We start from the raw sequence: 12,853 nt of genomic DNA on the forward strand, positions 1-12,853 counted from the left end.
TAAATTTACTATGCCCAAGTGTCATTATTTGATTGTATGCAATTTAAATTTGTCTGTCAATGAATACCTGCTCCTGGATTCGCTTCATTCCTTCTTTGATCGTGCGCGCGCGCACTTCGCCGATGCCGTCCACTTCGTCCAGCTCCTCGATCGTCGCCATCATAATATGCGGCAAATACCGGAATTGATGGACCAAGTTTTGAATAATGACGTTCGGCAGGCGCGGAATTTTGTTCAGCACGCGGTATCCCCGCGGAGCGACCAGTTCCTCCGAAGCCGTATTCGTCGCCGGAAAGCCGAGCAGCCGAATCAGATGATGCAAATCGAGCAATTCGTCATCGCTGCATCGCTTCAATCCTGCGAATATTTCTTTTATTTTGTCGTCATGTTCTTCACGGGCATAATCCTTGAGCAAGAGCCAGGCGTCTTCCTCGGTGTTGCTCACCAGCTCTTCCATCTGCATACTGATCAAACGCCCCTCGTTCCCCAGTTCGTGGATGTAACGTTTGATCTCCTTCTTAATACGTAATACCATCTCGAAACGTTGCACAACTTGAACGACTTCGTAGAGCGTCACAAGTTCTTCGAATTCCATCGCGGTCAAATTCGTAAGCGATTGCGTCAGAACCGCCTTGTACCGTTCCAATGTTTGAATGGCTTGATTGGCTTTCGTCAAAATCACGCCGATTTCCTTCAGCGCATACCGCAGCTGTCCTTGATACAATGTAATGACATTGCGGCGCTGCGAAATCGAGACAACCAGCTTGCCCGTTTGTTTTGCCACCCGCTCCGCCGTACGATGCCGAATTCCCGTTTCCGTGGAAGTAATCGTCGAATCGGGAATCAACTGCGTGTTCGCATAAAGAATGCGTTTAATATCTTCGCTTAATATGATGGCTCCGTCCATCTTAGCCAGCTCATACAAGTAGTTCGGCGAAAAATCCGCATTGATGGAAAATCCGCCGTCGACGACCTCCATCACCTCCGGACTATATCCTACGACGATCAAACCGCCGGTTTTGGCGCGCAGCACGTTTTCGAGCCCTTCGCGAAACGGCGTGCCAGGCGCCACCAAACGAAGCAGATCGTTTATATTTTCCTGTTGGTTTCCTTCCTTCATCTTTCTAATTTGCCCCCTAACCTAACGCAGCCGCTAGTGCATCCGCAACAGTGTTTACCCCGATAACTTCTATGCCTGCCGGAGGCTTCCATCCGCGCAAGCTTTTTTCCGGCAAAATGATTCGTTTAAATCCGAGCTTTTCCGCCTCTTTCACCCGCTGTTCAACGCGCGACACGGCGCGAACTTCCCCGGTCAAGCCGATCTCGCCGACGAAGACGTCGAAGGGCTGGGTCGGAGCGTCGCGAAAGCTGGACGCGATGCTGACGGCAATGGCCAAATCGACTGCCGGTTCGTCTAATTTAACCCCTCCCGCCACATTTAAATAGGCGTCTTGATTTTGCAGGAACATCCCCATCCGTTTCTCAAGAACCGCGATAATGAGCGCCATCCGGTGGTGGTCCACACCGGTCGACATGCGGCGCGGGGAAGGGAAGTTCGTGGCGGCGACGAGCGCCTGCAGCTCAACCAGAACGGGGCGCGTCCCCTCCATGCTCGCAACCACGGTCGAGCCCGCGACGCCGAGCGGCCTTTCGGACAGAAACAATTCCGACGGATTCGCCACTTCGATCAAGCCGTCTTCGCTCATTTCAAAGATGCCGATTTCGTTCGTGGATCCGAAGCGGTTCTTGACCGCCCGCAGCAGACGGTACGTATGATGGCGCTCCCCTTCGAAATAAAGGACGCAATCCACCATATGCTCCAGAAGGCGGGGGCCCGCGATCGCGCCTTCCTTGGTCACATGTCCGACCAGCACGGTTGCGATTCCCTTTACCTTAGCTATGCGCATAAACAGCGCTGTACATTCTCGAACTTGCGCAACGCTGCCCGGCGCCGATTCCACGTTCGGCCGGTAGACCGTCTGAATCGAGTCGATCACGAGAAAATCCGGCTCGATCTGTTCGATCGCTTCCTCAATCTGCTCCATATTCGTCTCGCAAAGCACATATAGATGTTCGGACAACGCGTTCAGCCTGTCGGCACGCAGCTTCGTTTGGCGGACCGATTCCTCGCCCGAAACGTACAGCACTTTCAGCCCGCGATGAGCCAGCGAGTGCGACGTTTGCAGCAGCAGCGTCGATTTGCCGATTCCCGGATCTCCTCCGACTAAAATAAGCGAACCCGGGACGATGCCGCCCCCGAGCACGCGATTGAGTTCCGATATGTCCGTTTGAACGCGCGGTTCCTGACCACTCTCTATATGTATGATGGGAAGCGGCTTTTCTTTCGTATGAAAAACCGGCGAGTTCATTCCTTTCGTTTTGACGACGGAAACGGTCTCTTCCACCATCGTATTCCAACTCATGCAGCCCGGACACTTGCCGAGCCATTTCGCGCTTTCATAGCCGCATTCCGTACAGTAAAACTTCGTTTTCGCTTTCGCCATACCCGTTTCTCCTATCACTATGCCGCTTAAATCCATGTTCAAAAGTCCAAGGGGACTTTTTGAACTACCTCTATAACAAAATTGTAACATTTCTGGGCATGGGGGGAAAGCTTTATACGCCTTTCTGCGGTCAAATTGGTATCAATGACATGTATATCGGAATATTTTACAAAAATGTTAAGGATTTTGTCGTATGATGCGAACAAGCCAACCCGAAATGTTCGGGTTGGCCCAATTGCGTTCTATATTACGAATTTGCCGTAACTTCTTTGGCCGCGGCTTCTTTGCCCCGAAGCACAACCAGTTCGCCGTCTTGCTCGTCGATCGTCAAGGAATCTCCTTTCGAGATCGTGCCCTGCAGCAGTTCTTCGGACAAGCGGTCCTCGATATGCTTCTGAATGGCCCGGCGGAGCGGACGCGCGCCGTAAGCCGGATCGTAGCCTTCTTTAGCCAGGAACGCCTTCGCCTTGTCGGTCAATTCAAAGTCCACTTCCTGCTCTTTCAGACGTTTGCGCAATTCATCGGACATGAGCGAAACGATTTGAGCGATATGCTCTTCCTCAAGCGAATGGAACACGATAATTTCGTCAATCCGGTTCAGGAATTCCGGACGGAACGTTTTCTTCAGTTCGGACATCACTTTGTCTTTCATATTGTTGTAATCGCGTCCGGCATCGTTCACGGCCGTAAATCCGAGCGTCGTGTTCCGCTTGATCGCTTCGGCGCCGACGTTCGACGTCAAGATGATCAACGTGTTGCGGAAATCGACGACACGGCCCTTCGAATCGGTCAATCGCCCGTCTTCCAACACTTGCAGCAAAATGTTGAACACTTCCGGATGCGCCTTCTCGATTTCGTCGAGCAGCACGACGGAGTACGGTTTGCGGCGCACCTTCTCGGTCAATTGGCCGCCTTCCTCATATCCGACATATCCCGGAGGCGCCCCGACCAGACGCGCGGTCGAATGCTTCTCCATATATTCGGACATGTCGATCCGGATAACCGCATTCTCGTCGCCGAACAACGACTCGGCCAGCGCGCGGGCAAGCTCGGTTTTGCCGACGCCCGTCGGTCCGAGGAAGATGAAGGAACCCATCGGGCGCTTCGGATCTTTCAATCCGGCGCGCGCGCGGCGGATGGCTCGGCTGACGGCCTTCACGGCTTCATCCTGGCCGATGACGCGCTCATGCAGGATCGATTCCATCTTAAGCAATCGTTCCGTCTCTTCCTCCGCCAGCTTGCTGACCGGAATCCCCGTCCAGCTGGCGACGATTTGCGCGATATCTTCCGGCGTCACTTCGGAATCCGTACGGCCTTGTTTTTCTTTCCATTGATTTTTGGTCGTATCGAGTTCCTCGCGCATTTTCTGTTCGGTGTCGCGCAAGGCGGCCGCTTTTTCGAATTCCTGGCTTTGCACCGCAGCGTCTTTCTCCTTGCGGATATCTTCCAGACGGCTTTCCAGTTGCTTCAAATTCGGCGGTACCGTGTACGTATTCAACCGGACTTTGGAGCTCGCCTCGTCGATCAAATCGATCGCTTTATCGGGCAGGAACCGGTCGGTAATGTAACGGTCTGACAGTTTGACCGCCTGTTCGATCGCTTCGTCCGTAATTTTGACGCGGTGATGCGCTTCGTAACGGTCCCGCAAGCCATGCAAAATTTGAATCGCTTCTTCCGGAGACGGCTGATCTACCGTAATCGGTTGGAAACGGCGCTCCAGAGCGGCGTCTTTCTCGATATATTTGCGGTATTCGTCCAGCGTCGTCGCCCCGATGCATTGCAGTTCTCCGCGAGCGAGAGCAGGCTTCAAGATGTTGGACGCATCGATGGCGCCTTCCGCGCCTCCCGCGCCGATCAGCGTGTGCAACTCGTCGATGAACAGAACGATGTTGCCCGCTTGGCGAATTTCATCCATTATTTTTTTCAAGCGGTCTTCGAATTCGCCCCGGTATTTCGTGCCGGCGACGACGGAGCCCATATCGAGCGTCATCACCCGCTTGTCGCGCAGCGTTTCCGGAATTTCGTTATTGATAATTTTCTGGGCGAGCCCTTCGGCGATCGCCGTTTTCCCGACCCCCGGCTCGCCGATCAGAACAGGATTGTTCTTCGTTCTGCGGCTCAACACTTGAATCACGCGCTCGATTTCTTTGCTGCGCCCGATGACCGGGTCCAGATTGCCTTCCTTGGCAATCGCCGTCAAGTCGCGGGCCAAGCTGTCGAGCGTCGGCGTGCTTACGTTCGCTTGCGTGCCGTGATGGCTCGATACCGCTTCGCTGCTGCCGAGCAGCTGCAGCACTTGCTGGCGCGCCTTGTTCAAGCTGACGCCCAAATTGTTCAGCACGCGGGCGGCAACGCCTTCGCCTTCGCGAATCAAGCCGAGCAATATATGTTCGGTCCCGACGTAAGTATGTCCCAGCTTACGCGCCTCATCCATGGATAGCTCGATGACTTTCTTCGCGCGCGGCGTATAAGCGATGTTGCTTGGCTGCTCCTGTCCGCGGCCGATCAGCGATTCGACCTCGTCTTGAATTTTTTCGAGCCCAAGCCCCAATGCGATCAGCGCTTTCGCGGCGATTCCTTCGCCTTCGCGAATAAGCCCTAGCAATATATGCTCCGTTCCGATATTGTTATGTCCCAATCGAACGGCTTCTTCCTGAGCCAATGCCAACACTTTTTGCGCCCGTTCCGTAAATCTGCCAAACATCATATCGATACACCTCCGTAAATTCCCCCAGCTTTGGATGGGATTAATGTTGATTGAGTTTGTCTCGGATCAGTTTGGCGCGATGCGCGTCCCGATCCTCGGCGCTTAATTTCACATCGAAAAACTGCTGTAAAAATCCCGGTTGCGTCATGACAATCAATTCATTCATTACATGCTCGGACACGTTGTCGACCAACCCGAGATCGATCCCGAGCCTTACGTCCGACAAGCGCTGCATCGCTTCTTTGGAATCCATCACTTCCGCGTAAGACAGAATCCCGTACGATCTGCGGATCCGGTCGGTCAGGCGGGTGCGGGATTCGGCCATCAGCTTCTGCCGTGCCGCTTTCTCGTGCTCGATAATTTGCCGCGCTACGCTGTACAAGTTATCGATAATTTCGGATTCCGATTGGCCAAGCGTAATTTGATTGGAGATTTGAAACAAATTGCCGACAGCTTCGCTGCCTTCGCCATACAAGCCTCGAACTGCCAGGCCGACTTGCGTAATGGCCGGCAAGATCCGGTTCATTTGCTGCGTCAGGACAAGCGCCGGCAAGTGCATCATGACGGAAGCGCGGATGCCTGTGCCCACATTCGTCGGACAGCTGGTAAGAAATCCTCTGTCTTCGTCAAACGCAAAATCGACATGCGCTTCGAATATATCGTCGATTTTGCCGGCCAGCTCCCAAGCTTCGCGAATCTGAAATCCCGGATACAAACATTGAATGCGCAAATGGTCCTCTTCGTTAATCATAATGCTGATCGATTCGTTTTCGCTTAGGATAACCGCGCCGTTGCGCGATTCATTCGCCAAGCTTGGGCTGATCAAATGCTTTTCCACCAGCACGCTTTTTTCCAATTCGTCCAAGTCGTTCAACAATATTTTCTCAAAATGTCCTATCGATTTCAATTCATCCGTATTTAATACATTAGACAACGTATCTAGAATTTCCTTCGACTGCTGGTTCGTCGCGAGCATCGGGAAGGGGAAGGATTCCAGGTTGCGGGCGATCCGAATCCTGCTGCTGATGACAATCTCGGAATCGGGACCGTTTCCTTTCATCCAGTCGCTTAGCGCATGCTCGGTGAATTGACGTTTTGACATCGCATATCCCTCCTTAAGCGTTGAATCCCTTTAACCGTCCCCGGACATTTTCCTTTCGATCTCCCGGATTTGGTCGCGAATTTGCGCCGCCTGCTCGAATTCCTCATGAATGATGCGATACTGCAGTTCTTTTTTCAGCTCATCCAGCTCGCGTTTGTAATGAATGGTACCGCCGCGGCGTTTCGGAATTTTGCCGATATGCTTCGTATTGCCGTGCACCCGCTTGAACAACGGTTCGAGTCGCTCGCCAAAGTGCTTGTAGCACGAACTGCAGCCGAAGCGGCCGATTTTGCTGAATTGCGTATAGGTTAGGCCGCATTCGTCGCAACGGATCGTTTGCGGCTTTTGGGCTAACGACGCGCCTTTGCCTGCCGGATCGAAATCGAGCAGCCCGGACAATAAGCTGTGAATGGAAAAACCGTTTGCCGTGCCGGGGATCATCTCCCCTTTCTCGCGTGCGCACGATTCGCAAATATGGAATTCCGTTTTCTCTCCGTTGACGATTTTCGTAAAATGCAATGTGGCGTTTTTCTTTCCGCATTCTTGACAGATCATCCTTCGGACCTCCTTTGACTCGCGTTTTTCCAGCCCCGATGCCGTGAGGAAAATGGGTGCGTTATTCTTATTTGCCCAGCAAAGAGATAAGCATCGCCTTTAGCAATTTGGCGCGAACTTCATCGCGATAAGGCAATTTAAGTTTGAGAACGTCCCTGGAAACGGCGGCTCGCAGCATGTTGGCTTCTCTGCGGGTAATGACGCGGGCTTCTTCCAATTGATAAATGAGCCCTTCGGCCGCCGTCTGTTCCATGCTGTCGCCGATGGTGCGGCTGAGATGCCCATGAATCGCCTGATGCGACGGCAATTCGATTCGTTGAATCCGGATATAGCCTCCGCCGCCCCGTTTGCTTTCGACAATATAACCTTTCTCGAACGTAAAGCGGGTGCTAATTACGTAATTGATTTGCGACGGGACGCACGAAAATTTATCGGCCAGTTCATTGCGCTGAATTTCCACCGCGCCTTCAGGACTTTCATGCAAAATATGCTTCAGATATTGTTCTATAATATCAGAGACATTACGCATTCATTCATCCCCCACTATAATTCATTGCATCGATCGTTGACTTTGACTTTCTTTGACTTTAACAATATTATAGCACAAATTTTCAATTTGCCAAGAGGTTTGAATTGTCGATGGCGGAAGAAGTCTTTTACTATTAGTTTTACGGTTTTGCCGAAAAATATACAAAAGCCGATTCCGTCAAGAAATCGGCTTATTCATTCGCTGTTTGATTTAGCAGCCCGGATTATGCCGGAAGTTTCCGCTGCGCGATCGACTGTTCCGCGTCCCAGCGGAACGTGAGCGCGGCGAGCGCCAGCAAGCCGACGGTAAAGGCAGCGACAATGAGCATGTAGAACGCGGTCCCGTTCCATCCCGCAAACGACGACCTTAATCCTTGAACCATATAGGTCAACGGAAAAAGATTGCCCGCCGTCGCAATCCATTGCGGCGCATGCTGCAAGCTGTAGAAGGTTTCGGTACCGAACAGCATCGGGATATAAATGAGGTTGGAAATCATGTTAATTTGCGCTTCGTTCCGGGCGAGATTGGATAACAGAAATCCCATCGCAGTAAAACATAACATGCCGAGCGTTAAGATAAGCAGAAAAGGAACGATTCCGCCCAACGGCATCGCAATGCCGAAACCGATCATGCCGGCCAACATGACGATTCCGTTGATCGCTACCCCCAAAGCGGTTCGAACCAAAACCATCGTCAATATAAAGGAAACGGTCGGAAAAGGAGTCAGCTTCAAAAGCTTATAAACGCCCCGGTTTCGCTGCCAATGAACTTGAAAGGCGATGCCTTGGACGCTCCAGAATAAGGAGCTCAAGACGACGACGCCGGTCAACAGCCGGAACCGGTATTCCGGCGTATCGAAATAAAGTCCAAGCCCGATCAGCAGCGCCAAAGGAAAAAGTACGGCATAGAAGAGAGATATTTTATCTTTCAGCGATGAGACGAACATTGCCCGTATAACGGTTGAAATCATGAGACATCGGCCTCCTTCGCCGTGAGTTGCAAATACACTTCTTCCAAACGTGCCGCGTTAAAGCGTTCGCAAAGTTCATGCGGCGTACCTTCCGCGATAACGCGTCCGCGGTCGATCATCATGACCCGGTCCGCCAACTGGTGCACCTCTTCCATATCGTGCGAAGTCAATATAATCGACGTTCCTTTGGCGGCCAACTGGCGGATCACCGAGTGGATTTCGATTCGCGCGCGCGGATCCAGCGCGGAGGTCGGCTCGTCGAGAAATACGAGACGGGGATCGTGTACGGTGGCTATCGCGATCGCCAGCCGTTTCTGCTGCCCGCCCGATAGACGGGAAGCTTCCGTCCGGGCCGCTTCTTCCAGTCCGCATAATCGCAACAGTTGCATCGTTTCAGGCCGGCTAAGCCGTTTTTTGTACAGCGCGGCGAATAAGCGCAAATTGTCGTAACAGCTCAGCCCGGGGAAAAATGAGGTCGACTGCAATTGCACGCCGACATGCGCCAAATAATCTTTACGCCAATACGAGATGCGTCCGCTGTCCGCCCGGCGCAATCCGAGCAGCAAATCGATTGTGGTCGATTTGCCGGCGCCGTTCGGTCCAATGATGCCAAGGATCTCTCCTGTTGCGATATGCAGCCCTACATCGTCCACGACGGGACGGCCGCCGTATGTTTTGCTGACATGTTCCGCTTCGAGCAAATCGTTTTCTTTCATTGAATCATCACCTTTCATTGTTTAATCCGGTTGGCTGCGAATCGCGGCCTCCAACTGATCCAGCATGGACAGTTGAATCTCGAATTGATCGTACATGTTCCGGAAAATGATTTTCGCCGGTTCGGTCAAGTTCACGAATTGCGACTTCTCTTCTTCGCCTGCCTTCATTTCATCGTACTGTTTGCGCAGAGCCGTCCGCTGCGACTCGATCGCAGCGATAATTCGGTCTTTAGGCAACGCATCGATGAATGAAACCGCGGTATAGAATGTCGTAGGAAATATAACGGAAGGCAAAGCCAAAGATTGTTGAAGCAATTGATAAAACTGCTCCTCCCCCTCCTCCGTAATCCGGTAGATCGCCTTCGTGCGATGCCCGGTTTGTTCAACCGAATCGACTGTAACCAATCCTTCTTTATCCATCTTTTTCAACGCATGATAAATCGAACCAGGCAGTACGCCCGCCCAGGCATCGGTTTTGGACAGTTGCAATAGTTGCTGCATATCGTAACCTGACATCGGACCTTTCATGAGGAGTCCCAAAACCATGAGACGCGTCACAGTATCACCTCTCGTCTTTTATAGTCAACGTTGAATATATAACATTGAGTTAAATGTAGCACATTTATTTCTCGTTGTAAATCGTCAATTTCATGTTGGGTGAATCATCCGGAGCGGAGAACGGATCCGAATTGAATTGTAGCGCGAGTTTCAAGTAAGATAAGTGTTAGTTCTATGAAGCGACGATACAAGAAAGGAGCTATAGGAAACCATGGAGAGAACGGAAAAGGAGAAAATGCTGGCGGGCGAGCTGTATTACGGTTTCGATCCCGAATTGACCGAAGAAAGACAGCGAGCCAGAAGATTGACAAGATTGTTTAATTCGACAGTGGAAACGGAGACGGAGGAGCGTACCCGGATCTTAAAAGAACTGTTCGGCTCGACCGGCGACTCCATTTATATCGAACCGAACTTCCGATGCGATTACGGATACAATATCCATGTCGGGGACAATTTTTACGCCAATTTCGATTGCGTTATTTTGGATGTAAACGAAGTGCGAATCGGAAAGAACGCTTTTCTGGCGCCGGGCATCCATATTTACACCGCGGGCCATCCGCTTGACGCGGAAACGCGGAATACCGGACTCGAATACGGCAAGCCGGTTACGATCGGCGATAATGTATGGATCGGCGGGGGCTCGATCATTAATCCCGGCGTAACGATCGGCGACAATGTCGTGATCGGATCGGGAAGCGTCGTAACGAAGGATATCCCTTCCAACGTCGTAGCTGCGGGCAACCCGTGCCGGGTCATCAAGAAGCTCGACTCATAATGCTATTGCAAAAACTGCGACCCACAGACGAGTCGCAGTTTTTATATGGCGGGCGATTCTCTTGCGCCTCGCTACGTCAAGGCTTGAACAATAGCCAGAATCGCCAGATGGGCCGGATAGAAGCTGCGCCATAACCAGCGGGGGATCTTCGCCCGTTCCAACGCCTTGAGCATCTTCGGCAAATAATAGATCAAAATCGTCGATACGACGCTATAAAACTGAATGAACCAACCTTTATAGAATAAAAACACGAAGTTCAATAGTACGTGCAGCCCTATGGCCCACTGAGCCGAGGCATATCTAAAGAGAAGAACAAGGAGCAGCGCATAACTTCCGTAATCGAACGGCACGACCTCCAACAACAAGATCGCCGCGGCAATTAGCAGCATGGGAGCCGCAGGTTGCGGAAAACGGTCCAGACCTTTCAATACGAGCAAACATACGATAAACGTTCCGATGACATTGATCGAATGACCTCCCAATGCCAGCATAAACGGAATTTGCGACAATAAGCCGATGAGGATGAGACGCTTCAAATACCGCGAAAAACGCTGGTTCGGGCATAGCCTTGCACGATGGCATAAGCATATAACGGAAACGCAAGCCGTCCGATCACTCTCCACATCTCTTCATCGGGAGCCAATACAATTCCCAAATGATCGATTAACATCGTTACCATAGCTAGAAGCTGCATCGTCGTTGTTATCCCCTTCCTTAAAGAGGCATCAGATCTTGCCGTTTCGCTCGCGGTCTGCATTCCCGGCACAAACCGACAACCTTGCCGTCGTGATCGGCATAAAAGGTCAGACGTTTAGCCATCGTTTTGCAATAGCTGCATTTCTGCTGGCGGGAAGCAGTTTCTTTTTGCTTCTTGAAATCGGTTATTTTCGTAACCTTTCCTTGCTCCTTCGAACGTGAACGAAATATCATCCCTGTTCCTCCCATCGCCAATGCATTCATGTTTATAGGCCGAGTTATGCTTTTGTTAATCTTGGACTTGATCTGCCGGCCGGCGAATATGCAAAAACGTTGTCGTTTTTATCTTATCAATACTTGCCCGAAAAAAGAAGTTGTTACGATAAATTGAAGATGGGGATTTAGGATAAAGTTGCACGTGTGGGATATGTATGCATGGGTCGTAGTTTTTGACTTTCAAGAGTAGTACTAAAAAAGAACACGTTGCTACAATTTACGACAGTAAGCGCTCTATTCTTGGTGAACGATACTATTCCCTGTTTTTGCCGTCTGAATATGATGCACATATTTTATTGCGCTTCAGTCGGGCATCACCATTAACGGTTTGCAGGTTGCGCACAACATGGTCGTTCGCTCGCTAGGCGTTCGCGTGCCCTCGATCGTGCTTGTAGCAACTGCAATTATCCAGTTAATATTGCTGAATGAGCCCGATTTTGCATTAGCAACAGCAATTATCCAGTTGCTCAGACCGCAAATCGCCCCTTTTCACGCTTGTTGGCCAATTTAACTGGATTTTTGCAGTTGCTGGACTAACTTGTCGCGTTTCTGCTGAAATTAACTGGATTTTCGCAGTTACACTGGCGGACAAATGGGGGGGCCATAAGCGGCGAGGTAGTCCGGGAGAAGCAGTTCGTGGTGAGATCGTTCGGGCATGAGATTCCAGGTGGAGTATCAGGGTAGAGTGTCAGGTTGAGTTACGGTTACTGCACCTTACCCGCCGACTTTTTACAGTGTCTCTGGCGCTGGCATTCCCCTGTTATCCGCCTTCTGTCGAAGTCCCTTTCGCTCAGATTTGGAACATGGCGGCCTGCCGTAGTGACTCCTTTCCCCGTTTCTCCTTTTTGCGCCCTTTGTCGAAATCCCGTTTACTCAGTATAGATGAAATGCGGTCTGAGGCAGTTCCTTCCTTGTTTCTTTTTTTGCACCTTTTGTCGAAATTCCCTTCACTCAGGGCTAGGGGAAATTACTCTGTAATAGTAAAAGTAGGAATATTCATTCTGGAGCGGAGATTGCGAGCCCAGACCGGAAGCGAACTGAAAAAGCGACATCTGAACCAAGGGGATTTTGACAGAAGGGCGTGGAAAGCAATAGGTCGGTGGAAGGGAATGAAGAAGTATGAGGGGAACCCATGAAAAATGCCACCAGAGAGTTGTTCTCGCCAGTTGCATTGTTCGTTCGACTCTCGCAAGACTTGACCTGCGTGTCCCACACATATAAAAAATACCGTCATCGAGTTGACTCGATAACGGTATTAGCGTTCGACTCCCTCGGGACTCGACTACACGGTCCCATGCTCATAAAAAATACCGCCATCGAGCTGACTCGATAACGGTATTTGATCGCTTGGCAACGTCCTACTCTCCCAGGACCCTTCGGTCCAAGTACCATCGGCGCTGGAGGGCTTAACGGTCGTGTTCGGGATGGGTACGCGTGGAACCCCTCCGCCATCGCCACCAAACGG

The 12,853-nt window shown here is 51.3% G+C and carries 11 protein-coding genes, 1 rRNA gene and 1 pseudogene; 1 reads left to right on the forward strand and 12 read right to left on the reverse strand.

Going from position 1 to position 12,853, the window contains the following annotated elements; all coding sequences use genetic code 11:
* Positions 1-43 precede the first annotated feature (43 nt).
* The 9 genes from disA to LQ229_RS16235 form a co-directional block, all read right to left on the reverse strand.
* Positions 44-1,120 carry a DNA integrity scanning diadenylate cyclase DisA gene (gene disA / locus LQ229_RS16195; RefSeq protein WP_216539498.1) on the reverse strand — a complete coding sequence of 359 codons (1,077 nt, stop codon included), beginning with the start codon at positions 1,118-1,120 and terminating at the stop codon, positions 44-46.
* Positions 1,121-1,136: 16 nt separating this feature from the next.
* A complete protein-coding gene (gene radA / locus LQ229_RS16200) occupies positions 1,137-2,504 on the reverse strand; it encodes a DNA repair protein RadA (RefSeq protein ID WP_216539497.1) in 1,368 nt (455 codons plus the stop codon).
* Between the two features lie 247 nt (positions 2,505-2,751).
* Entirely contained in the window at positions 2,752-5,211 is a 2,460-nt protein-coding gene (clpC, locus tag LQ229_RS16205) for an ATP-dependent protease ATP-binding subunit ClpC (protein ID WP_216539496.1), read from the reverse strand.
* 40 nt (positions 5,212-5,251) lie between these two features.
* Positions 5,252-6,313, reverse strand: coding sequence for a protein arginine kinase (locus LQ229_RS16210; protein ID WP_216539495.1), 1,062 nt, complete (start codon positions 6,311-6,313; stop codon positions 5,252-5,254).
* 30 nt (positions 6,314-6,343) lie between these two features.
* Positions 6,344-6,868, reverse strand: a complete 525-nt coding sequence (locus LQ229_RS16215; RefSeq protein ID WP_216539494.1) for a UvrB/UvrC motif-containing protein — start codon at positions 6,866-6,868, stop codon at positions 6,344-6,346.
* A 67-nt stretch (positions 6,869-6,935) separates the two neighbouring features.
* Positions 6,936-7,397 (reverse strand): CtsR family transcriptional regulator, encoded by a 462-nt coding sequence (locus LQ229_RS16220; protein ID WP_216539493.1) that lies wholly within the window; start codon positions 7,395-7,397, stop codon positions 6,936-6,938.
* Between the two features lie 223 nt (positions 7,398-7,620).
* The gene (locus tag LQ229_RS16225; protein WP_230192273.1) at positions 7,621-8,367 is read right to left on the reverse strand and encodes an ABC transporter permease; all 747 of its coding nucleotides are present in this window, start codon (positions 8,365-8,367) and stop codon (positions 7,621-7,623) included.
* Entirely contained in the window at positions 8,364-9,083 is a 720-nt protein-coding gene (locus tag LQ229_RS16230; RefSeq protein WP_230192274.1) for an ABC transporter ATP-binding protein, read from the reverse strand. Before LQ229_RS16230 ends, LQ229_RS16225 begins: the two co-directional genes overlap by 4 nt.
* Positions 9,084-9,104: 21 nt before the next feature.
* Positions 9,105-9,629, reverse strand: coding sequence for a PadR family transcriptional regulator (locus LQ229_RS16235; RefSeq protein WP_230192275.1), 525 nt, complete (start codon positions 9,627-9,629; stop codon positions 9,105-9,107).
* A 223-nt stretch (positions 9,630-9,852) separates the two neighbouring features.
* Here LQ229_RS16235 and LQ229_RS16240 point away from each other — a divergent pair, with 223 nt between their 5' ends.
* Positions 9,853-10,416, forward strand: coding sequence for a sugar O-acetyltransferase (locus LQ229_RS16240; RefSeq protein ID WP_216539488.1), 564 nt, complete (start codon positions 9,853-9,855; stop codon positions 10,414-10,416).
* A 71-nt stretch (positions 10,417-10,487) separates the two neighbouring features.
* On the opposite strand, the pseudogene LQ229_RS16245 reads toward LQ229_RS16240, so the two are convergent.
* From LQ229_RS16245 to rrf, 3 genes and pseudogenes are all read right to left on the reverse strand, one after another.
* Positions 10,488-11,173: pseudogene (locus LQ229_RS16245) on the reverse strand (TraX family protein).
* The gene (locus LQ229_RS16255) at positions 11,131-11,346 is read right to left on the reverse strand and encodes a hypothetical protein (protein ID WP_230192278.1); all 216 of its coding nucleotides are present in this window, start codon (positions 11,344-11,346) and stop codon (positions 11,131-11,133) included. The pseudogene LQ229_RS16245 and the gene LQ229_RS16255 overlap by 43 nt, the downstream one beginning before the upstream one ends.
* Before the next feature lie 1,387 nt (positions 11,347-12,733).
* A 5S ribosomal RNA gene (gene rrf, locus LQ229_RS16260) occupies positions 12,734-12,850 on the reverse strand.
* Positions 12,851-12,853: the final 3 nt, after the last annotated feature.

The sequence above is a fragment of the Paenibacillus sp. CECT 9249 genome, assembly GCF_918697855.1.
GTDB lineage: Bacteria > Bacillota > Bacilli > Paenibacillales > Paenibacillaceae > MSJ-34.

Excerpts from the sequence above, each read along its gene's own strand:
- LQ229_RS16240 (WP_216539488.1), top strand. The coding sequence starts at position 9,853 with ATGGAGAGAACGGAAAAGGAGAAAATGCTGGCGGGCGAGCTGTATTAC.
- LQ229_RS16220 (WP_216539493.1), bottom strand. The coding sequence starts at position 7,397 with ATGCGTAATGTCTCTGATATTATAGAACAATATCTGAAGCATATTTTG.
- disA (WP_216539498.1), bottom strand. The coding sequence starts at position 1,120 with ATGAAGGAAGGAAACCAACAGGAAAATATAAACGATCTGCTTCGTTTG.
- LQ229_RS16225 (WP_230192273.1), bottom strand. The coding sequence starts at position 8,367 with ATGATTTCAACCGTTATACGGGCAATGTTCGTCTCATCGCTGAAAGAT.
- LQ229_RS16210 (WP_216539495.1), bottom strand. The coding sequence starts at position 6,313 with ATGTCAAAACGTCAATTCACCGAGCATGCGCTAAGCGACTGGATGAAA.
- LQ229_RS16255 (WP_230192278.1), bottom strand. The coding sequence starts at position 11,346 with ATGATATTTCGTTCACGTTCGAAGGAGCAAGGAAAGGTTACGAAAATA.
- LQ229_RS16235 (WP_230192275.1), bottom strand. The coding sequence starts at position 9,629 with ATGGTTTTGGGACTCCTCATGAAAGGTCCGATGTCAGGTTACGATATG.
- LQ229_RS16215 (WP_216539494.1), bottom strand. The coding sequence starts at position 6,868 with ATGATCTGTCAAGAATGCGGAAAGAAAAACGCCACATTGCATTTTACG.
- radA (WP_216539497.1), bottom strand. The coding sequence starts at position 2,504 with ATGGCGAAAGCGAAAACGAAGTTTTACTGTACGGAATGCGGCTATGAA.
- LQ229_RS16230 (WP_230192274.1), bottom strand. The coding sequence starts at position 9,083 with ATGAAAGAAAACGATTTGCTCGAAGCGGAACATGTCAGCAAAACATAC.
- clpC (WP_216539496.1), bottom strand. The coding sequence starts at position 5,211 with ATGATGTTTGGCAGATTTACGGAACGGGCGCAAAAAGTGTTGGCATTG.